This window comes from Pseudonocardia charpentierae (genome assembly GCF_031845345.1).
GTDB classification, from domain to species: Bacteria; Actinomycetota; Actinomycetes; order Mycobacteriales; family Pseudonocardiaceae; genus Pseudonocardia; species Pseudonocardia charpentierae.
The window spans coordinates 72,751-93,243 of sequence record NZ_JAVREJ010000011.1 but is presented as its reverse complement, the minus strand read 5'-3'; the positions used below and the strand labels follow the sequence as shown (position 1 = coordinate 93,243).

The 20,493-nt window shown below is 71.3% G+C and carries 23 protein-coding genes; 5 read left to right on the top strand and 18 right to left on the bottom strand.

From position 1 onward, the window contains the following. Positions 1–47 precede the first annotated feature (47 nt). On the top strand, positions 48–1,259 hold the full coding sequence (locus RM445_RS16640) for a coiled-coil domain-containing protein (RefSeq protein WP_311557325.1): 1,212 nt from the start codon (positions 48–50) through the stop codon (positions 1,257–1,259). A gap of 8 nt (positions 1,260–1,267) precedes the next feature. On the opposite strand, the gene RM445_RS16635 is transcribed toward RM445_RS16640, so the two are convergent. After that, complete coding sequence (locus RM445_RS16635) at positions 1,268–1,558, bottom strand: hypothetical protein (RefSeq protein ID WP_311557323.1); 291 nt, start codon at positions 1,556–1,558, stop codon at positions 1,268–1,270. An 85-nt stretch (positions 1,559–1,643) separates the two neighbouring features. Beyond that, positions 1,644–2,303: an endonuclease NucS gene (gene nucS / locus RM445_RS16630; RefSeq protein WP_311557321.1), complete on the bottom strand. Its 660-nt coding sequence runs from the start codon at positions 2,301–2,303 to the stop codon at positions 1,644–1,646. 60 nt (positions 2,304–2,363) lie between these two features. On the opposite strand from nucS, the gene RM445_RS16625 reads away from it, so the two are divergent. After that, positions 2,364–2,903 carry an NUDIX hydrolase gene (locus tag RM445_RS16625; protein ID WP_311557319.1) on the top strand — a complete coding sequence of 180 codons (540 nt, stop codon included), beginning with the start codon at positions 2,364–2,366 and terminating at the stop codon, positions 2,901–2,903. A 52-nt stretch (positions 2,904–2,955) separates the two neighbouring features. Further along, on the top strand, positions 2,956–3,669 hold the full coding sequence (locus tag RM445_RS16620; protein WP_311557318.1) for a hypothetical protein: 714 nt from the start codon (positions 2,956–2,958) through the stop codon (positions 3,667–3,669). Positions 3,670–3,681: 12 nt separating this feature from the next. Here RM445_RS16620 and RM445_RS16615 read toward each other — a convergent pair whose 3' ends face one another. The 3 genes from RM445_RS16615 to RM445_RS16605 form a co-directional block, all read right to left on the bottom strand. Beyond that, positions 3,682–4,443 (bottom strand): tetratricopeptide repeat protein, encoded by a 762-nt coding sequence (locus tag RM445_RS16615; protein ID WP_311557317.1) that lies wholly within the window; start codon positions 4,441–4,443, stop codon positions 3,682–3,684. Between the two features lie 48 nt (positions 4,444–4,491). Next, positions 4,492–5,280 carry an ATP-binding cassette domain-containing protein gene (locus RM445_RS16610; protein ID WP_311557315.1) on the bottom strand — a complete coding sequence of 263 codons (789 nt, stop codon included), beginning with the start codon at positions 5,278–5,280 and terminating at the stop codon, positions 4,492–4,494. A gap of 101 nt (positions 5,281–5,381) precedes the next feature. After that, positions 5,382–7,385 carry a protein meaA gene (locus tag RM445_RS16605; RefSeq protein ID WP_311557314.1) on the bottom strand — a complete coding sequence of 668 codons (2,004 nt, stop codon included), beginning with the start codon at positions 7,383–7,385 and terminating at the stop codon, positions 5,382–5,384. A 128-nt stretch (positions 7,386–7,513) separates the two neighbouring features. Between RM445_RS16605 and RM445_RS16600 the strand changes: the two genes are divergently transcribed. Continuing rightward, positions 7,514–7,843, top strand: coding sequence for a hypothetical protein (locus tag RM445_RS16600; RefSeq protein WP_311557312.1), 330 nt, complete (start codon positions 7,514–7,516; stop codon positions 7,841–7,843). Between the two features lie 18 nt (positions 7,844–7,861). Here the strand turns inward: RM445_RS16600 and RM445_RS16595 are convergent, their stop codons facing one another. Together RM445_RS16595 and murA are read right to left on the bottom strand one after the other, a co-directional pair. Beyond that, positions 7,862–8,668, bottom strand: a complete 807-nt coding sequence (locus RM445_RS16595; RefSeq protein ID WP_311557310.1) for a DUF1206 domain-containing protein — start codon at positions 8,666–8,668, stop codon at positions 7,862–7,864. A gap of 148 nt (positions 8,669–8,816) precedes the next feature. Next, positions 8,817–10,085, bottom strand: a complete 1,269-nt coding sequence (gene murA, locus RM445_RS16590) for a UDP-N-acetylglucosamine 1-carboxyvinyltransferase (protein ID WP_311557309.1) — start codon at positions 10,083–10,085, stop codon at positions 8,817–8,819. A 108-nt stretch (positions 10,086–10,193) separates the two neighbouring features. On the opposite strand from murA, the gene RM445_RS16585 reads away from it, so the two are divergent. Beyond that, on the top strand, positions 10,194–10,787 hold the full coding sequence (locus tag RM445_RS16585) for a cob(I)yrinic acid a,c-diamide adenosyltransferase (RefSeq protein WP_311557307.1): 594 nt from the start codon (positions 10,194–10,196) through the stop codon (positions 10,785–10,787). Between the two features lie 20 nt (positions 10,788–10,807). Here the strand turns inward: RM445_RS16585 and RM445_RS16580 are convergent, their stop codons facing one another. The 11 genes from RM445_RS16580 to RM445_RS16530 all read right to left on the bottom strand — a co-directional run bounded on the left by RM445_RS16580 (position 10,808) and on the right by RM445_RS16530 (position 20,491). After that, positions 10,808–11,260: a DUF2550 domain-containing protein gene (locus RM445_RS16580; RefSeq protein WP_311557306.1), complete on the bottom strand. Its 453-nt coding sequence runs from the start codon at positions 11,258–11,260 to the stop codon at positions 10,808–10,810. Positions 11,261–11,279: 19 nt separating this feature from the next. Then, complete coding sequence (locus RM445_RS16575) at positions 11,280–11,663, bottom strand: F0F1 ATP synthase subunit epsilon (protein WP_311557305.1); 384 nt, start codon at positions 11,661–11,663, stop codon at positions 11,280–11,282. 20 nt (positions 11,664–11,683) lie between these two features. Beyond that, complete coding sequence (gene atpD, locus RM445_RS16570) at positions 11,684–13,111, bottom strand: F0F1 ATP synthase subunit beta (protein WP_311557303.1); 1,428 nt, start codon at positions 13,109–13,111, stop codon at positions 11,684–11,686. After that, positions 13,108–14,121, bottom strand: coding sequence for a F0F1 ATP synthase subunit gamma (locus RM445_RS16565; RefSeq protein ID WP_311557302.1), 1,014 nt, complete (start codon positions 14,119–14,121; stop codon positions 13,108–13,110). Before RM445_RS16565 ends, atpD begins: the two co-directional genes overlap by 4 nt. A 25-nt stretch (positions 14,122–14,146) precedes the next feature. Continuing rightward, positions 14,147–15,805 (bottom strand): F0F1 ATP synthase subunit alpha, encoded by a 1,659-nt coding sequence (atpA, locus tag RM445_RS16560; RefSeq protein ID WP_311557300.1) that lies wholly within the window; start codon positions 15,803–15,805, stop codon positions 14,147–14,149. A 49-nt stretch (positions 15,806–15,854) separates the two neighbouring features. After that, positions 15,855–16,685, bottom strand: coding sequence for a F0F1 ATP synthase subunit delta (locus RM445_RS16555; protein ID WP_311557298.1), 831 nt, complete (start codon positions 16,683–16,685; stop codon positions 15,855–15,857). Further along, the gene (locus RM445_RS16550) at positions 16,685–17,245 is read right to left on the bottom strand and encodes a F0F1 ATP synthase subunit B (RefSeq protein ID WP_311557485.1); all 561 of its coding nucleotides are present in this window, start codon (positions 17,243–17,245) and stop codon (positions 16,685–16,687) included. Before RM445_RS16550 ends, RM445_RS16555 begins: the two co-directional genes overlap by 1 nt. 59 nt (positions 17,246–17,304) lie before the next feature. Next, positions 17,305–17,508 carry an ATP synthase F0 subunit C gene (gene atpE / locus RM445_RS16545; RefSeq protein ID WP_169412857.1) on the bottom strand — a complete coding sequence of 68 codons (204 nt, stop codon included), beginning with the start codon at positions 17,506–17,508 and terminating at the stop codon, positions 17,305–17,307. 48 nt (positions 17,509–17,556) lie between these two features. Beyond that, positions 17,557–18,351, bottom strand: coding sequence for a F0F1 ATP synthase subunit A (gene atpB / locus RM445_RS16540; protein ID WP_311557296.1), 795 nt, complete (start codon positions 18,349–18,351; stop codon positions 17,557–17,559). Between the two features lie 475 nt (positions 18,352–18,826). Beyond that, the gene (locus RM445_RS16535) at positions 18,827–19,267 is read right to left on the bottom strand and encodes a hypothetical protein (RefSeq protein ID WP_311557295.1); all 441 of its coding nucleotides are present in this window, start codon (positions 19,265–19,267) and stop codon (positions 18,827–18,829) included. Between the two features lie 48 nt (positions 19,268–19,315). Then, positions 19,316–20,491, bottom strand: a complete 1,176-nt coding sequence (locus RM445_RS16530; RefSeq protein ID WP_311557294.1) for a glycosyltransferase family 4 protein — start codon at positions 20,489–20,491, stop codon at positions 19,316–19,318. Positions 20,492–20,493: the final 2 nt, after the last annotated feature.

The following is a 20,493-nucleotide window of genomic DNA, read 5'->3' as shown; positions in this document are numbered from 1 at the left end:
GAGTATCGCTCCGGCCGCGGCCGGGTCCGGCCGGTACGGTGATGCGCATGCCCGAACCCGTCGCACCCCCGTCCGACGGCGTGTTCACGGTGGGGCGTCGGGGATACGACCCGCACCAGGTCGACGCGCACCTGCGCCGGATGGACGCGGAGATCCGCATTCTCGTCGCCGACCGCGACGCGGCGGTCGACCAGGCCGCGCAGCTCGGCCGCGATCTCGACGAGGCGCGGCTGCGGGCGGACCGGTTGCGGACCCAGGTCCGGACGATGGCCGCACGCCCGTCGGACGTGCAGGGCATGAGCGAGCGCATGCGCACGATGCTGCGGCTGGCCGAGGACGAGGTCGCCGACATGCTGCGGCGCGCGGACGAGGAGGTCGCCCGCCGGATCGGCGACGCGGAGCGTTCGGTCGGGCAGATCACGGAAGGGGCCCGGCGGGAGGCCGCCGACATCCTTGGCCGTGCCCGTGCGGAGGCGGAGACCACTCTCGCCGGAGCCGCGAAGCACCGGGCCGAGGCCGAGGCGGCCGCGGCGGCGGACCGTGAGTCGATCGCCGTGGAGCGCGACACCGCCGCACGCGCGATCGCACTGGCCAACGCAAGCGCCGAGCAGGAGCGCACGTCGGCGTGGGCGGAGTCGGAGCGCCGGCGCGCCACGGTCGAAGAAGACTTCTCCATCGCGATGGACCAGCGCCGCGCCGAGGCGCTGACGGCGATCCAGGCCGAGCGGGTGCGCACCGAGCAGTGGGTGCAGCACAGCAAGGACGAGGCCACCCGGCGGGCGCGGGCCGGGATCGCCGCGGCTGAGGAGACCGCCCGCCGGATGATCGCCGAGGCCCAGGCCCGGGTGGCCGAGCTCGCCGACCTGCGAGGACGCATCGCCGCGCAGCTGCGGGGCACGCAGGCGCAGCTCGGCACGGCGCTCGACGATCTCGCGCCCCAGTCGCCGACGGATGCCCCCGCCACACCGGCCGTCCGGGCCGCACCCCCGGCTCGCGGGGTCGAGGCCTCGACGCCCGAGCCGGTCACCCGGCCCCTGCCTGCCGTCCGATCGGAAACCCTGGTGCTGGACGCGGCGGCGGACGACAGCCCGCCGGACGTGCCCGGACCACGCATGGGAGACGACGCCAGCGCGAACGGGTCCTCGGTCGGCGAGGCGGCGGAGGCCGCGGAGACCGTCTCCGAGCGCTCCGAGTCGGGAGAGATCCGGCGCCCGACGCAGCGCCGGCGCAAGCGCCAGAACAGCGGCACCCGCCGCTAGAGCGACGGTCAGCGTCGCCTGCCACCCGGCCTGCGCCGCAGCCGGTGCTGCCAGCACGCGTTGTGCCAGTGCCGCCGGTCGGCCACGGACCCGTGGTCACCGGCGGGCCACGTCACGAGGTGGCCCGTGCCCGCCACGATGAGCTGGTTGCAGCCCGGGCAGCGGTAGTCCTTCGTCGACGACGCCCCGGGCACCGACCGCACCACCCAGTCGCCGTCCGGCCCGGACTCGCCCCGGACGAGGCCGACGGACCGCAGCGGCACGTGGTCGGTCCGCCGGGGCCGGTTCGAGCGGGGCATGCCCCCATTCTTCCCGACCCCCCGCGCCCTCCCGGGCGCTGCACGGGTTCCGGACGTCGCGCGGCCCCGGACACCGCGCGAGGTGCTAGAACAGGCGCAGGTCGGTGCTCTGGCGGCCGCGCAGCGCGTCGTAGTCGACCACCACGCACCGGATCCCCCGGTCCTGCGCCAGCGTGCGGGCCTGCGGCTTGATCTGCTGAGCGGCGAAGACCCCGGTGACGGGCGTCAGCAGCGGGTCGCGGCCGAGCAGCTCCAGGTAGCGCGTCAGCTGCTCGACCCCGTCGATCTCGCCGCGCCGCTTCACCTCCACGGCCACGGTCGCCCCCGTGGCGTCGCGGCACAGCAGGTCCACCGGGCCGATCGCCGTCATGTACTCCCGGCGCACCAGCGTGAACCCGTCGCCCAGGCTCGTCGGATGGGCCGCCAGCAGCTCCTGCAGGTGCGCCTCGACGCCGTCCTTGACCAGGCCGGGGTCGACGCCCAGCTCGTGGCTGGTGTCGTGCAGCACCTCGTCGATGGTGATCACCAGCGACTCGTCGGCCTTGTTGCGCACCGTCCACACGCCCGGCTGCTCCTCCAGCCAGCAAGGCGGGCTCATCCAGTTCAGGGGCTTGTAGGCGCGGTCGTCCGCGTGCACGGACACCGACCCGTCGGCCTTGACGAGCAGCAGGCGCGGGGCCATCGGCAGGTGGGCGGTGAGGCGCCCGACGTAGTCGACCTGGCAGCGGGCGATGACGAGGCGCACGGCGACACGGTAGTCAACCCCGCGGGTGCACCCCGGAACCGGACCCGGCACGGTGTGTAGGTGCAGACGCTCACCAGCCGCCAGGTCTACGCCAACTCCTGGATGACCGTGCGCGAAGACGGGATCCGGCTCTCCGACGGCACCGAGAGCATCTACGGCGTGGTCGACAAGCCCACCTACGCCCTGGTCATCCCCCGCGACGGCGACCGGCTGCACCTCGTCGAGCAGTTCCGCTACCCGGTCGGGCGCCGCCGCTGGGAGTTCCCGGCCGGAACCGCACCCGAGCGGGCCGACGTCGACCCCGCCGACCTCGCGGTCCGGGAGCTGCGTGAGGAGACGGGGCTGATCGCCGGACGGATGGAACGCATCGGATTCCTCGAGGTGGCGCCCGGGATGTCCAGCCAGCGCGGCCACGTCTTCCTCGCGAGCGAGCTCACCGAGGGACCGACCGAGCGCGAGCAGTCCGAGCAGGACATGCGCACCGCGTGGTTCGCCGTCGCCGAGTTCGAGGACATGGCCCGCTCGGGAGAGCTCGCCGACTCCCAGAGCCTCGCGGCCTACCTCCTCCTGCAGCTCCACGACCGCGCGAACGGCTCCTGACCCGAACCGTCCGCACGTGCGCAGTGCCCGCTCGGTGGGCGAAGATCCAGGGGTGCCCCTGAGCCTCGGCGGTCTGCTCCGCTCCCCCTCCGATCTCGCCTCCGCCGTTCGCTCGGTGCTGGGGTGGACCGACGAGGCCGTGCAGGTCGTCGCCGACCTGCCCGCACGCGTCGCCGCGCTGGTCGACGAGGCCGAGCGCGTGGTGCGACGGGTGGACGACACCCTGGACCGCGTGGAAGCCGCCGTCGACCGGGTCGACCAGGTCGCCGCGCGGGCGGCCGAGGTGGCCGAGGCGGCCGCGGGCGTCGCCGACCAGGCCGGGAGCGTGGCCGACCACGCCGGAAAGGTGGCCGATCACGCGGACCAGGTCGTCGAGCGGATCATCCCGGTGACCGGTGCCGCCGAGGCGCTCCTGGAGTCGGTGGGCGCCACGAGCGCGGGCGCGAAGGCACTGCTCGACGTCTTCCAGCCGATCGCGGAGCGCGGCGCCCCGATGCTGCGCCAGTTCGTCGACGAGTTCTCGCAGGAGGAGGTCCAGGCGCTGATCCGGCTTGTCGACCAGGTGCCGGTGTTCACCGAGCACATGGAGACCGACATCATGCCGATCCTCGCGACGCTGGACCGGGTCGGTCCTGACGTGCACGAGCTCCTCGAGGTGCTCAAGGACGTCCGGTTGGCGATCCAGGGCGTTCCGGGTTTCTCGCTGTTCCGCCGCCGCGGCGCCGACCGCGACGACGAGCTGGCTGAGGAGCGCCCCGAAGCCTGAACCCGGGCCGGGTCAGTCCGAGGGCGCTCGCGGCGACGGCACGCAGAACAGGTCGCGGCGCTCCTCCCGCAACGTCTCGGTGTCGGGATGGCCAGGGCCGAAGGCCGCGGACGCATCGGCGATCGCCCGGTCGTATCCCTCCGCCGCCACGGCGAGCTCGCCGTTGAGGGCGTGGCAGCACGCCAACGCGGCCCGGATCTCGATCGTGTGCCGGTACGCGCCCCCGTGCGCCGCGTCGGCGTCCGCGAGCGCCGCCGCCAGGACCGCGATCGCCCGGGGTACCGCGTGGGCCTCGGCGAAGGCCAGCCCGACCCCCAGCCGCGAGACGAGCGTGTCGGGATGGGCCGCTCCGAGCACCCGCTCGCGGGCCGCGACGACACCCTCGCCGATCCGGATCGCCTCGCCAGTGTCGCCCCGCATGCGGTGGGCGGCGGCCAGGCACTCCAGCGCCGTCAGGGTGCGCACGTCGTCGGCGCCGAACTCGTGCTCGCGGGCCGCACACGCCTCCTCGAGGACGGCGAACCCGTCGTCGTCGTGGCCCGCGCGCAGGTAGACGACCGCGAGGTTGCCCTCGACGGTCAGCGTGTCGCGGTGCCGCTCCCCCAGCACCGCCCGGCAGCCGAACACGATCTGTTCGAGCAGCGGCAGGGCGGTGTCCGCCCGCCCGGCGAGGTAGTGCTCGACCGCCGTCGCGTGCCGCTCTGCGAGGCCGGCCGCCGCCCGCCGGTGTTCGGGCGACGTCCCCGGCTGCTTGTGCGCCATCCAACCGGCCACGAGCTCATCCGGGCCCGGAGTGACCGCGGCGCACCGCCGGGTGCACGGTCAGCCCGCCTGGTGTCGGCCGCGGGAGCGGCCCTGCCCGAAGAGGCTGCGGGTCGGCACGGCTCCGGTCATCGCGTGGTGGACCTGCTCCGCGGTCGTGGAGGCGACCTGGAAGACGCCGTTGTTGCGGCCGTGGCGCAACACGACGACGCGGTCGGCGACCGCACCGACGTCGTCCAGGTTGTGTGAGATCATGATGACGCCCAGGCCACGGGCCCGGAGCTGGGTGATCTGGTCGAGCACCTGCATCCGCTGAGTCGTCCCCAGCGCGGCGGTCGGCTCGTCCAGGATCACGATCGACGGGTTGCCGAGCAGCGTCCGGGCGATGGCGACGGTCTGCCGCTGGCCGCCCGACAGGTCGCCGACCCGGTCGCGGACGCGCGAGACCGTCGAGAAGATCTGCCGCAGCAACTGCGTCGACTGCCGTTCCATCGTCGACTCGTCCATCCAGAACGACCCGATCTCCCGGCCGAGGAACAGGTTCTTGACCACGTCGAGGTTCTCGCACAGCGCGAGGCCCTGGAACACCGTGGAGATGCCGAGTGAGTGGGCCCGGCCCGGGCTGTCGATCCGCACGCGGACGTCGTCGAGGAGGATGGTCCCCCCGTCGGCCCGGCACATGCCGGACAGCACGTTCACGACCGTCGACTTGCCGGCCCCGTTCTCGCCGACGATCGCGACGACCTCGCCGCGCCCGACCTCGAGGTCGACCTCCGACAGCGCCGTGACGCCCCCGAACCGTTTGGTCAGGCCACGCACCACCAGCGTCGGTGGTGGCTCTGCCGTCACGACACCCTCCTGCCGGCGCGCGCCGGACACCTGCCGTCCTGCCGCGGAAGCGGCAACATAGGGGAACACCGGCAGCTGTGCAACGACACGCAGCGTTAAGGCTAGAGCCCCTGGGCGGCGCGGACCAGCGTCACGATCTCGTCCATCATCCCGGTGAGCTGGTAGTCCTTCGGCGTGAACACCGCGGCCACCCCGCGCTCGCGCAGGGCGGCGGCGTCGTCGGGCGGGATGATCCCGCCCACGACCACCGGGACGTCGTCGACGCCCGCAGCGCGCAGCCCCTCGACCACCGCGGGGACGACCTCGAGGTGCGATCCGGACAGGATCGAGAGGCCGACGACGTGCACGCCCTCCTGCACCGCGGCGGCCACGATCTGCGCCGGGGTGAGTCGGATGCCCTGGTAGATGACCTCGAATCCGACGTCGCGGGCGCGCACGGCCACCTGCTCGGCCCCGTTGGAGTGCCCGTCGAGACCGGGCTTGCCGACCAGCATGCGCAACCGCTGGTGCAGCTCGTCGCCGGTCGCGCGGACCCGTGCCCGCACCGTCGCGATCTCCCCCACCGCCTCGCTCGCGACCGCCGCGGCGACGCCCGTGGGCGCCCGGAACTCGCCGAACACCTCGCGTAGCGCCCCGGTCCACTCGCCCGTCGTCACTCCGGCCTTCGCGCAGGCGATCGACGCCTCCATGAGGTTCGCGTCGGTCCCCATGGAATCCTTCAGGGCGGCGTCGCGCAGGTCGTCCAGCGCCACCGCCACCGTGGCCGCGTCGCGCCCGGCCCGCCACACCCGGATCGCCTCGACCGCGGCGTACTCCATCGCCGGGTCGACGACCTCGATCGCGCCGGCCCCGTCGGCCTGTAGCGGGCTGGGTTCGGTGGTCTCGAACCGGTTCACCCCGACGACGACGTCGTCGCCCGACTCGATCCGCCGCCGCCGCGCCGCCAGCGAGCGCACCAGCTCGCCCTTCATGTAGCCGGACTCCACGGCCGCGACCGCCCCGCCCATCTCCTGGACGCGGTCGATCTCCACGCGTGCGCCCTCGACCAGATCGGCGACCTTGGCCTCGACGACGCGGCTGCCGTCGAAGAGGTCTTCGTACTCCAGGAGGTCGGTCTCGAAGGCCAGCACCTGCTGCATCCGCAGCGCCCACTGCTGGTCCCATGGCCGCGGCAGGCCCAGCGCCTCGTTCCAGGCGGGCAGCTGGACGGCGCGGGCGCGGGCGTCCCGGGAGAGCGTCACCGCGAGCATCTCCAGCACGATGCGCTGGACGTTGTTCTCCGGCTGCGCCTCGGTCAGGCCCAGCGAGTTGACCTGCACGCCGTAGCGCAGCCTGCGCGTCTTCGCGTCCGTGATGCCGTAGCGCTCGCGCGTGATCTCGTCCCAGAGCTGGGCGAGGGCCCGCATCTTGCACATCTCCTCGACGAACCGGAGCCCGGCGTTGACGAAGAACGAGATGCGCCCGACGACCCGGCCGAACTCCGCGGCGGGGACCTGGCCGGAGTCGCGCACGGAGTCGAGCACCGCGATCGCCGTCGACAGCGAGTAGGCCAGCTCCTGCGCGGGGGTCGCCCCGGCCTCCTGCAGGTGGTAGCTGCAGATGTTGATCGGGTTCCACTTCGGGATGTTGGTGTACGACCAGGCGATCATGTCGGTGATCAACCGCATGCTGGGCGCGGGCGGGAAGACGTAGGTGCCCCGCGACAGGTACTCCTTGACGATGTCGTTCTGCGTCGTCCCGGCCAGCTGCGCGCGGTCCGCGCCCTGCTCCTCGGCGACGGCCACGTACAGCGCGAGCAGCCACATCGCCGGCGCGTTGATCGTCATGGACGTGTTCGCCCCGGCGAGCGGGATGCCGTCGAACAGCGTCCGCATGTCGCCGAGGTGGCTGATCGGCACCCCGACCTTGCCGACCTCGCCGCGGGCGAGCTCGTCGTCCGGGTCGTAGCCGGTCTGCGTCGGGAGGTCGAAGGCCACCGACAGCCCGGTCTGCCCCTTCGCCAGGTTCCGGCGGTAGAGCTCGTTCGACTTCGCGGCCGACGAGTGGCCGGCGTAGGTGCGGATGACCCAGGGTCGGTCGCGTTCACGATCGGTCGGGTACGGCACCGGACACCTCCACCTCGAGGACCAGCTGGCCGCTTGATCCTACGGTCGCACGCCCACAAGTCGGACGTCCTTTGAAGTGGGTCACATCGTGCATGGCGGCGTTGCGCGAGGAGGCGGAGACTGGGTCGGTGCCCGATGCGTCAGCCCGGATCTGGGTGATCCTCGGTGGCCTGCTGCTGATGGCGGTCGTGGTCGTCGCACTGCGGTGGACGTTCGGGACGGACCGGCAGGTGCCGACGGCGCGGTTGGCGGATCCCGACGACCCCGACGCGTTCGGCCTGCTGGAGGAGGTCTCGCGGGTGCCGGGCGCCATCGCGGCCGAGGTGCTGCAGGGTCGGCTCGCCGCCGCAGGCATCCGCGCCACGCTGAGCCGCGACGGGCCCGCCTACCGCATCCTGGTGTTCCCGGACGACCTGAAGGCCGCCCGGGTCGTGCTCAGCAGGGGTGCGCTCGGCTAGGACCCGAACCGCGACGACTCAGACGCGGTGGTACTTGGCGTCGAAGAAGCAGAACACGCCGTAGGCGGCGAGCCCGACGGCCACGATCGCCAGCAGGATCATCCCGAACGGCTGGCCGGCCAACCCCTTCAGCGCGGGGTCGAGGCCGTTCGCCTTGGACGCGTCGAACTGCACGGCCGCGACCACCACCAGCACACCGATGAGGCCGAGCGCGACGGCCTTCGCGACGGAGCCGACCTGCCCGAGCCGCTCGACCACCGTCCGGGCGTGCTGGTCCGACGGCAGGTCCATGTCCTCCAGGAACTTCTTCTCCCAGCCGTGCTTGGCCTTCACCACCGCGATGGCGATGAGCACCAGCCCGACCGCGCCGACGAGGAACTGCCCGCCCGGCCAGCCCAGCACACCCCCGGCGGCTTCCTGCCCGGTGCCCTGCTCACCGGCACCCATCGCGGTCCGGGCGGCGATGATCGCCAACCCGATGAAGACGGCGGCCCGGGCCCCGGCCTCGACCCGCTTCTTGATCTGCTCCTTCTGGTCCTGGACGCCGGCCGTGGCGAAGACCGCCTGCTCGAGGCGCCACAGGGCGACCGCGACGAACCCGACGACGAGGATCCACAGCAGGACCTGCCCGAACGGTTCGCTGGCGATCGTCTGGAACGCACCGTTCTGGTCCGTCTGCTCCCCGCTCGAGCCGAACGCCACCTGCAGGGCGAGCCAGGCGATGAGCAGATACGTGATCCCGTAGGCCACGAGGCCGATGCGCGCGCCGACCTTCACCGGCCGGCTCTTGGCCACCTGTCGTGCTGTTCCGGCAGCGTCCGTCATCGGTCCAGTCCTCCTCGTTGAGCAAAGGGGCATCGCCCGAGCGGGTGATTCCCGAACTGGACACTTCCCAACCGGAGGCACGAGACCGGGGGACTTGAGCCGATCCGTCCCGCCGACCGAAAGGCCCCGGTCTCGTGCCCCCGTCCGATCAGCGAACGGGGTCTGCGGCCACCCGCTCGATGTCCGCGCCCAGGGCGCGCAGGTTCTCGACGAAGCGCGGGTAGCCACGGTCGATGTGCGCGACGTCCCACACCTCGGTCTCGCCGTCCGCGCACAGCCCGGCCAGCACCAGTCCGGCGCCTGCGCGGATGTCGCTGGCCCACACCGGCGCGCTCGACAGGCGCTCGACGCCGCGGACGACCGCGTGGTGCCCGTCCGTCCGCGCGTCCGCACCCAGGCGCATCATCTCGTCGACGAACCGGAAGCGGGCCTCGAACACGTTCTCGGTGATCATCGACGTGCCGTCGGCCACCGCGGCCAGCGCGATCGCCATCGGCTGCAGGTCCGTGGCGAACCCCGGGTAGGGCAGCGTGACGAAGTCGACGGCCCGGGCCCGGCCGGACATCGCGACCGTGAACTCCTCCAGGCCGACGGTGACGTCCGCGCCGGCCGTGCGCAGCTTGTCGAGCACCAGGTCGAGGTGGTGCGGGTCGACGCCGCGGACGGCGACCGTCCCCTGCGTCATCGCCGCGGCGAACGCCCACGTGGCGCCCACGATGCGGTCACCGATCACGCGGTGCTCGGTGGGCTGCAGGCTGGTGACACCGTGCACAGTCAGCGTCGAGCTCCCGACGCCCTCGATCTTGGCGCCCATCTGCTGGAGCATCGTGCACAGGTCGACGATCTCGGGCTCGCGGGCCGCGTTGTCGATCACCGTGGTGCCCTCGGCGAGCACGGCGGCCATGAGGATGTTCTCGGTGGCGCCGACGCTGGGGAAGTCGAGCCAGATCTGCGCCCCGTGCAGGTCCCCCGCCTCCGCGACGACCCTGCCGTGCTCGATCTCGGTCGTCGCCCCGAGCTTGCGCAGCCCGGCCTGGTGCATGTCGAGCGGCCGCGAGCCGATCGCGTCGCCGCCGGGCAGGGGGACGACCGCCCGTCGGCACCGCGCCACCAGCGGCCCGAGCACGCACACCGACGCCCGCAGCTTCGACACCGACCGGTAGTCGGCCTGCGCCCCCGGCTCGGCGGGGACGTCGATCGTCACCGTGTCGTGGTCGACGGCCACAGTGCAGCCGAGGCTGCGCAGCACGTCGGCCATCAGCGGCACGTCGAGGATCTCAGGGCAGTTCGTGATCGTCGTCGTGCCCTCGGCGAGGAGTGCCGCCGCCATGAGCTTGAGGACGCTGTTCTTGGCGCCCACCACGTCGACGGACCCGACGAGCCGGGCACCGCCTCGTACCGCGAAATGCTCCACCACGGCCGACGACGCTAGCGTCCGGCTCCGGACCCGGCCCGGCCGGATACCGTCTGTGCTCGACACGGTCCTGGGCACCCATTCCGTCCGGAGCACCTCTACCGTCGAGACATGGCCGTGCACCTGACGAGGATCTACACCAAGACCGGCGACGACGGCACCACCGCGCTCGGCGACTTCACCCGCGTCCGCAAGACCGACGTCCGGCTCGCGGCCTACGCCGACACCGACGAGTGCAACGCCGCGATCGGCGTGGCCGTCACCGTCGGAGCCCTCGCGGACGAGGTGCTCGTGCCGCTCCGCCAGGTGCAGAACGACCTGTTCGACGTGGGTGCGGACCTGTGCAACCCGATCACGGAGAGGGTGGGCGGGAAGGAGCCTCAGTACCCGCCGCTGCGGGTGACCAACGACTACGTGACGCGGCTCGAGGGCTGGTGTGACGAGTTCAACGAGGGCCTGCCGAAGCTCGACTCGTTCATCCTCCCGGGCGGGACGCCCGGCGCCGCGTACCTGCACGTGGCGCGGACGGTCGCGCGTCGCGCCGAGCGCTCCGTCTGGGCCGTGCTGGACGTCGACGCCGAGCGCACGAACCCCCTGACGGCCCAGTACCTCAACCGGCTCTCGGACCTGCTGTTCATCCTGGGCCGGGCAGCGAACCCGGGTGGCGACGTCCTGTGGCGGCCGGGCGGCCCCGACGCCGGCTGACCCGTCGACCCGTCGACCCGTCAGGAAGCTTGGCGGTAGCCCGTGCGACCCGGTGGGGTGGCCTCCAGCCACGCGAGGAAGCCCGTCAGCACACCCGGGGCCATCGCCAGCTCCAGGGCGCCCGCCGGCGTGCGGCACCGGAGCACCACGCCCGCGGTGGGCAGCGTGACGGACTCGGCCTCCGTGGGGATCCGGCGGTCCACGATCTCCAGCACCGTCCGGTCCACCACCATGGTGGGGCCGGGCCAGAGGCTGGTGAGCCGGAACCAGGCCAGGTCGTCGCCGCGGTAGCGGCCTACTCCTGACTGCCAGCCCGAGCCGCTGTCCGGCCCCCGCGAAACGGCAGGGCGGCGGCGCAGACTCACGTCCACGCCGCCGCCCCGGATCAGCCGCACTCGTCGTACGACCAGACAGATCGCGAGCAGGAGACAGAGGGCAAGCAGCAAGCCGGCGACGAGCTCCGTTTCTCCCATCGCCGGCAGCCAGCCCTTCCTACTCGGCCTCGCCGGCGGCTCTGAGCCGCGCCTGAGCCCGTTTCGCCGCCGCGACGCCCTCGGGATCCTCGGAGTCGGCACGCTCGAGCGCCTTGCGCGCCCGGGCGACGTCGATGTCCTCGGCCAGCTCGGCGAACTCGGCCAGCACGGTCACGCCCTCGGGGGTGATCGACAGGAACCCTCCGTGCACCGCGACCGTCAGCTGCGTGCCGTCCGTGGCGTCGATCCGCACCACGCCGGCGTCCTCCATCTGCGCGAGCGTGGGCTCATGACCGGGCAGCACGCCGATGTCGCCCACGGTGGTGCGGGCGAGCACGAAGTTCGCCTCGCCCGACCAGAGCCGCCGCTCGACCGCGACGAGCTCCACGTGCATGTCCGCCATGTGACCAAAACCCGTTCTACTCAGCCCTGCAGCTTCTTGCGGTTGCGGTCCAGGTCCTCGAGGCCGCCGCAGAGGAAGAACGCCTGCTCCGGCACGTCGTCGAACTCACCCTTGGCGATCTTGTCGAACGCCTCGAGGGTCTCCTTGACCGGGACCGTCGAACCCGGCTGGTTGGTGAACTGCTCGGCGACCAAGAGGTTCTGCGACAGGAAGCGCTCGATGCGCCGGGCTCGGCCGACCAGCTGGCGGTCTTCCTCTGACAGCTCGTCGATGCCGAGGATGGCGATGATGTCCTGCAGGTCGTTGTACTTCTGCAGGATCCGCTTGACCTCGTTGGCCACCCGGAAGTGCTCGTCGCCGATGTACTGCGGGGCCAGGATCCGCGAGGTCGACGTGAGCGGGTCCACCGCCGGGTAGATCCCCTTCTGGGAGATCGGCCGGGACAGCTCCGTCGTCGCGTCGAGGTGGGCGAACGTGGTGGCCGGCGCCGGGTCAGTGTAGTCGTCGGCGGGCACGTAGATCGCCTGCATCGAGGTGATCGACCGGCCGCGGGTGGAGGTGATCCGCTCCTGCAGCTCGCCCATCTCGTCGGCCAGCGTCGGCTGGTAGCCCACCGCGGAGGGCATGCGGCCGAGCAGCGTCGAGACCTCGGAACCGGCCTGCGTGAACCGGAAGATGTTGTCGATGAAGAGCAGCACGTCCTGGTTCTGCTCGTCGCGGAAGTACTCCGCCATCGTGAGCGCCGACAGACCGACCCGCATACGGGTGCCCGGCGGCTCGTCCATCTGCCCGAACACCAGCGCGGTGTCGTTGATGACGCCCGACTCGGTCATCTCCGTGATGAGGTCGTTGCCCTCGCGGGTGCGCTCGCCCACCCCGGCGAACACCGACGTGCCGCCGAAGTTCTTCGCGACGCGAGTGATCATCTCCTGGATGAGCACCGTCTTGCCCACGCCGGCGCCGCCGAACAGGCCGATCTTGCCGCCCTGCACGTACGGGGTGAGCAGGTCGATGACCTTGATGCCGGTCTCCAGCATCTCGGTGCGGCCCTCGAGCTGGTCGAAGTTCGGCGCCTTGCGGTGGATGCCCCACCGCTCGCCGGTCAGCTCCAGATCGGGGACGTCGAGGCACTCGCCGAGGGCGTTGAAAACGTGGCCCTTGACCTGGTCACCGACCGGCACCGAGATCGGCCCGCCGGTGTCGGTGACCTCCTGGCCGCGCACGAGACCGTCCGTCGGCGCCATCGAGATCGTCCGGACCAGGTTGTCGCCCAGGTGCTGGGCGACCTCCAAGGTCAGTCGCTTCGCGACGGTCTCGAGCGCTACGTCGACCGTGAGGGCGTTGTAGAGCTCCGGGATCGTGTTGCGGGGGAACTCCACGTCGACGACCGGGCCGGTGACCCGGACGACCCGACCGGTGGTGGTCTCGGTATCAGCGGTGACGGTCATCGATCCTCACTTCCTGCGCTGACGAGAGCGTCGGCGCCACCGACGATCTCACTGATCTCCTGGGTGATCTGTGCCTGACGGGCCTGGTTGGCCTCCAGCGTCAGACTACGGATCAATTCGTTCGCATTGTCCGTGGCGGCCTTCATCGCACGCTGCCGCGCGGCCGACTCCGACGCCGCCGACTCCAGCAGCGCGGCGAACAGCCGGGCGCCGATGTACTTCGGCAGCAGGGCGTCGAACAGCGTGTCCGCGCTCGGCTCGAACTCGTAGAGCCGGTGCACCCCGTCGTCCGGGACCGCGCGCTGCTCCTCGTCGTCGCCCTCACCCTCGCGCTCACCGGTGATCTCGTTCGCGTCGACGTACTCCACCTGCAGCGGCGCCATCCGCCGGGCGGTCGGGATCTGGGTGACCATGTTCTGGAAGCGCGTGTACACGAGGTGCAGCTCGTCCACGGCGACGACGTCTTCCGCGTCCACGCCGCTGTCTTCGATCGCCTCGTCCTCGCCGCGCTCACCCGCACCGGCCATGAAGGCCGCGACGAGCACGCGGGTGACCTCGGCCGCGTTCGCGTAGCTGGGCTGTTCGGAGAACCCCGTCCACGAGGCGGTGACCTCGCGGCGGCGGAACCGGTAGTAGTTCACGGCCTTGCGCCCGATGACGTAGAGGACCGGCTCCTTGCCCTGCTCGCGCAGGAGCCGCTGGAGCGCCTCGGCCTCTTTGAGCACGTTGTTGTTGTACCCGCCGGCCTGGCCGCGGTCGCTGGTCACGACCAGGACCGCGGCCTTCTTCGTGTTCTCCCGCTCCACGAGCAGCGGATGGTCCAGCGCCGCCCGCTGGGCGAGCTGGGTCAGGACCGCGGTGATCTGCTCGGCGTAGGGCCTGGACTCGTCCACCCGCGCCCGCGCCTTCGCGATCCGGGACGTCGCGATGAGCTCCATCGCGCGGGTGATCTTCTTGATGGACTGCGTCGACTTGATCCGCCGCCGCAGCACACGGATCTGTGCTGCCATGTCTCCGCCCCTGGACCTTCCGGGCTCAGCCCGAGCTGCTGCCGGACGGCGCCGGCCGGTTGACCTTGACCGAGTCGCGGTCGACCTCGTTCTCGGCCAACGCGTCGGGCTGCTCCTCCTTGGGGACGACCGCCGACCCGTCCGCCGCCGTGAAGTCGTTCTTGAACGACTTCACCACGCCCTTGAGCCGGTCGATCGCCTCGTCGGGCAGCTTGCCGGTATCCCGGATCTCGTCGAGGATCCCGTTCTCGTTGCGCCGCAGGTGGTCGAGGAACTCGCCCTCGAAGCGCCGGATGTCCGCGACGGGCACCGAGTCGAGCTGGCCCGAGGTACCGAGCCAGATCGAGACGACCTCCTCCGCCACCGGGAACGGCGAGTACTGCGACTGCTTGAGGAGCTCGACCAGCCGCTCGCCACGACCCAGGGCGGCCGCGGACGCCGCGTCGAGGTCGGAGCCGAACGCGGCGAACGCCTCCAGCTCGCGGTACTGCGACAGGTCCAGCCGCAGCGACCCGGACACCTGCTTCATCGCCTTGATCTGGGCGGCGCCGCCGACCCGCGACACCGAGATACCGACGTTGATCGCCGGCCGGACACCCTGGTTGAACAGGTCCGACTCGAGGAAGACCTGACCGTCGGTGATCGAGATGACGTTCGTCGGGATGTAGGCCGACACGTCGTTCGCCTTGGTCTCGATGATCGGCAGACCGGTCATCGAGCCGGCACCGAGCTCGTCGGACAGCTTCGCGCAACGCTCGAGCAGGCGGGAGTGCAAGTAGAAGACGTCGCCGGGGTAGGCCTCGCGGCCCGGCGGGCGGCGCAGCAACAGCGAGATCGCGCGGTACGCCTCGGCCTGCTTGGACAGGTCGTCGAACACGATGAGGACGTGCTTGCCCTGGTACATCCAGTGCTGGCCCAGGGCGGAGCCGGTGTACGGGGCGATCCACTTGTAGCCGGCGGGGTCCGACGCCGGCGACGCGACGATCGTCGTGTACTCCAGCGCGCCCGCCTCCTCGAGGGAGGCGCGGATGCCGGCAATCGTGGAGCCCTTCTGACCGACCGCGACGTAGATGCAGCGGACCTGCTGCTTGGGGTCGCCGGTCGCCCAGTTCTGCTTCTGGTTGATGATCGTGTCGATGCAGACGGCGGACTTGCCGGTCTTGCGGTCGCCGATGATGAGCTGGCGCTGGCCACGACCGATCGGGGTCATGGCGTCGATGGCCTTGATGCCGGTCTGCAGCGGCTCGCCGACGCTCTGGCGGTCCATCACGCCCGCGGCCTGCAGCTCGAGGACGCGCCGCGCTTCGGGCTCGATGTCGCCGAGGCCGTCGATCGGGTTGCCCAGCGAGTCGACGACCCGGCCGAGGAACCCGTCGCCGACGGGCACGGAGAGGATCTCGCCGGTTCGCTTCACCGGCTGCCCCTCCTCGATGCCGCCGTAGTCGCCGAGGATCACCGCACCGATCTCGCGGACGTCCAGGTTCAGCGCGACGCCCAGCACGCCGCCGGAGAACTCCAGCAGCTCGTTCGTCATCGCCGAGGGCAGGCCCTCGACGTGGGCGATGCCGTCACCGGTGTCGGCGACCGCGCCGACCTCCTCGCGTGAGGTCCCGGTCTCCAGCGTCGAGACGTAGCTGGAGATCGCACTCCGGATCTCCTCCGGGGAGATCGTCAGCTCTGTCATGACTGCGCGTTGTCCTTATCTTCGCTGTTTCGCTGTTCGTGCGTGCGTGTCACCGGGGCAGGTGACGCCGAGCAGCTTCGATCCGTCCTGCGACACTGCCGTCGATCACCTCGCCGCCGACCCGGACGACCAGCCCGCCGAGCAGGGCTTCGTCCAGTTCGACCTGCAGGGACATCGGACGGCCGTAGAGACGCGAGAGGCTGGTCGTCAGCCGTTGTTCCTGCTCGGGGGTCAGCCGCACCGGGGTGGCGACGCGGGCGACCGAGAGCTCCCGGCGCGCCGCGGCCAGCTCGGCCAGCTCCTCGGCGATCACGTCGAGGTGCCGGCCGCGGGGCAGCGACACCGCCTGGTGCAGCAGCGTCGCCGTAGCCGGTGTGACCTTGCCCGCCAGCAGCCGGTCCAGCAGCGCCGTCCGCCCGTCCAACGGACGGGAGGTGTCGGCGAGCAACCCCGCCAGCTCGGGCTGACCATCCAGGATCCGACCGAAGCGGAACAGCTCGTCCTCGACCTCGTCGAGACGGCCGCCCTTCTCCGCCGACCCCAGCGCCGCGTTGCGGGCCAGCGCCTCCAGCGCGTGCACCAGGTCCACCGGCCGCGACCAGCGTTCCGCCACCGCGGCGGCGACCGCCTCCAGCGCGGGCCGGTCCAGCTTGCTGCCGAGCAGGCGCTCGACGAGCCCGGTGCGCGACTCCTGCGGTACCGCCGGGTCGGCCAGGTGCCGCCGCAGCGTGGTCTCGCCCGACAACAGCCGGGCTACGGAGAACAGCTGGTCGGCCAGCCGGTCGAGGTCCGCCACGCCGACCTGCCCGATGAACACGTCGAGCCGGGCGCTCAGGTCGGCGAGCGACTCCCGGCTGGCCGCCTGGAGGGCGAGGGCCATCAGCCCGCACCACCCGTCCAGATCGTCGCGCGGCGGGTGTCGTCGGCCTGCCGGTCCAGCTCGCCGAGGAAGGCGTCGACCGTGTCGCGGCGCCGGCTGTCGTCCGCCAGCGACGTGCCGATGATGCGCTCGGCCAGCTGCACGGACAGTCCGCCGATCTCGCCGCGGAGCTGGCGCACGGCCTGCGCACGCTGCGCGGCCAGCTGCTCCTCGCCGCGCTGACGGATGCGCTCAGCCTCCTGCTCGGCCTGCTCGCGCAGCTCAGCCCGGATCCGGTTGCCGTCGGCACGGGCGTCGTCGCGGATGCGCGCCGCCTCGGCTCGCAGGCCGGCCAGCTGCTCCTCGTACTGCCGCTTGAGCGCGGCGGCCTGCTCCTGGGCCTCCTCGGCCCGCTTCAGACCGCCCTCGATCTTGTCCGTGCGCTCGGCGTAGACCTTCTCGAACTGCGGGAAGACCGATCGGGCGAGCAGCCAGAACAGCAAGAGGAACGCGATCGTCCCGACGACGATCTCGACGGTGTGCGGGATGAGGGGGTTGAGCTCGCCCTCGGCCGCGATGATCAAGTTCACGAGTGTCTCCTTCGCCGACTCGGCGCCGCCGGCCGACTAGTCACTGCCGACTAGAGAACGAAGGCGAGAACGAGGCCCAGAATGGCCAGCGCCTCGGAGAGCGCGAAGCCGATGAACGCGATGCCCTGCAGCTGTCCACGGGCCTCGGGCTGGCGGGCGACGCCGTTGATGAACGCGGCGAACACGATGCCGACGCCGATACCCGGGCCAATGGCCGAGAGGCCGTACCCGACGACGTTCAGGCTTCCGGTCATGTCGATGATTCCTTTCGGGGATTTCCTGGAGGTCTGACGGGGAGCCGCTCAGTGCTCGTCGGCGAGCACCGTGCCGATGTACGACGCGGTGAGCATGACGAAGATGTAGGCCTGCACCACCTGGACGAAGGCCTCGAAGAACGTGAAAACGATGCCCATGCCGAACGCGAACGGCGACAGCACGTTGAGCGCCAGGTCGTCGGCGACGAAGAGCATGTACTCGCCACCGAGGATGAACACGAGGAGCAGCAGGTGGCCCGCGAACATGTTGCCGAACAGTCGCAGCGAGAGCGTGACCGGCCGCAGGATGATGTTGGAGATGAACTCGATCGGCGTGAGGATGATCCGCACCCACCACGGCACGTCCGGCGGCCACGTCGAGATCCGCAGGTAGCCACCGAGCCCGTGGTGCCGGATCCCGATCACGGTGTACATCAGCCACACCATCAGGGCGAGGGCGTAGGGCATGCCGGGGTGCGAGAACGTCGGGAACTGGATCAGCGGGATGATCCCGAAGAGGTTGTTCACCAGGATGAAGGCGAACAGCGCCGTCAGGAACGGCACGTACTTCAGGAACTCCGGGCCGATCATGTCGCGCGCGATCGTGTTGCGCACCAGGCCGTGGAACGACTCGCCGAGGAACTGCGCCTTACCCGGGACGAGCTGCACGTTGCGCACCGCGAGCCGGAACAGCACGTAGATGATCACAGCCGAGAAGACGAGCAGCAGAACCGGCTTCGTCAGCCCCTCGATACCCGCGATCGGCGGCAGATCGAAGTCTCCGACTCCAGGGGCCTCGAAGCCCGGTGCCGGTCCTCCCGGTGCGGTGGCCAAATTGGTCACCAAGCGCTCCTTCCGGTCCCGTCGCCGAACCGTGACCCGGACGACAAGATCGAGACGATCATGACTTAACGTACCTGACATAAATCAGGTACGCAGAGGCGGTTCCACCGGCCAGCAGGCCGACCGGCGTACCCCACCGCGTGCCGAACAGAGCGTCCAACCCCACCCCGATCCCGCCGAACAGCAGGAAACCGGACAAGAGGTAGGACAAGGCGTTCCAGGCGTCGCCCGGTGGGGGTGTGGCTCCCCCGCCGGAGGACCGGTCCGCCTTCATCACGGCGCACCCTATCAGCCAAGCGAACCTGCTCTCACCAGGTAGGACCGCCACGGCCGGGTACGCACGACGCCCTCCCGCCGAGCGGGAGGTCGCCTGCGCGATGTTTCTCTACACGCAGTAGAACACCCCTCGGGCGGGTGACGCAATCGTAGCGTCGGGGCACGAACCGGACGATTACCTGCCTGGTAGGCGGAGCGCCTAGAGATCGAGAACCGGCGCCTTGGCGCGGACGAAGCCGACCACCTCGCCCGCGATCCACCCGACGGTGACCGCGAGCAGCGTGAACCCGAAGGCCTGGTTGTCGAACAGCGTCGTGCCCCGGAAGGCGACCAGGAACACCATCAGCAGCAGGATCTTGCCTGCCAGCGACGTCATTGCGCCGATCATCACACCCGCAGGCGACGTGCGGGCGGTGCCGCGCATGACCAGCGTGGTGACCAGGCCGGCCGCCAGCCCCAGCACCGCCCCGAGCAGGGCGCCGACGAGGCCTGACGTCCCGCGAAGCACGGCGCCCAGCACCACGGCGGCCACGGCGAGCGGCACGCTGAACAGCAGCGCGTGGCGCTGCATCACCGCCGCCAGGCGGAGCACGGTCTTGACGTGCGGAGCGTCCTGCTGCTCAGGAGGAGGGGTCGTCATCGGCCTGTTCTCTCGTCACGGGCACGGCCCTCATCTCGGGGCCCGCAGTCATCTCGGGGCTCGCAGTCGCGGTACGGCGGAGGCGAGCACGGCCACCAGGAGCCCGATGCCCACCGCCCACAGCACGACGAACGGGTCGGCGATCAGCGCCAGCGCGACCGCACCATAAGCCAGCACACCCGCCCACAGGTAGATGAGCAGCACCGCGCGACGGTGGCTGTGCCCGATCTCGAGCAGGCGGTGGTGCAGGTGCATCTTGTCCGGTGAGAAAGGGCTCATGCCCTTGCGGGTCCGGCGCACGACGGCCATCAGCAGGTCCAGCAGCGGCACGAACACCACGGCCGCGCCGGCGAGCAGCGGCGCGAAGAGCGCGATGACGTCCGTGGCGGACGTGTCGGCGTCGGGCAGGATCCGGCCCGAAGCCGTCGTCGTCGCCGCGGCCAGCATGAGCCCGATGAGCATCGAGCCCGAGTCGCCCATGAAGATCCGGGCGGGGTTGAAGTTGTGCGGCAGGAAGCCCAGGCACGCGCCGGCCAGCACCACCGCGAGCAGCGCAGGCGAGTAAGCCCCCGGGTCGTTGCCGTTGGCCTTCACCAGCCCGATCGCGAACAGCGCGGTCGCGGACGCCGCGATCAGCCCGATCCCGGCCGCCAGGCCGTCGAGCCCGTCGACAAAGTTCATGGCGTTGATCAGCGCGACGGTCAGCACCACCGTGAGCAGCACGCCCTGGGTCTCGCCCAGGATGAGGAACGAGCCCGAGATCCCCGTCCCGCCACCGCCCCACGGGATCCAGAACGTCACCCACTGCACCCCGGCCAGCACCAGCACGCCCGCCGCGGTCGTCTGGCCGGCCAGCTTGGTGATCGCGTCGAGTTCGAAACGGTCGTCGAGCACCCCGACGGCTCCGAGCACGACCACCGCGACGAGGGCGCCGACGACCTCGTCCGAGTAGTCGAAGGCCAACCGCAGCGCCGGGAGCTGGTAGGCCAGCAGCACGCCGGCCAGCACTCCCCCGAGCATCGCCAGGCCGCCCCAACGAGGGGTCGGGGTGGAGTGCACGTCACGGCCGCGAGGCCAGGCGACCGCCCCCAGCCGCACGGCGAGCACCCGCACGGGCCCGGTGAGCAGGAACGTCACGACCGTCGCGGTCAGCCCGGTGAGCAGGTACTCGCGCAGCGGCAGAACAGCCGATCCGATGACCGGCGCCTGCTGCGCGAGGTCCACCG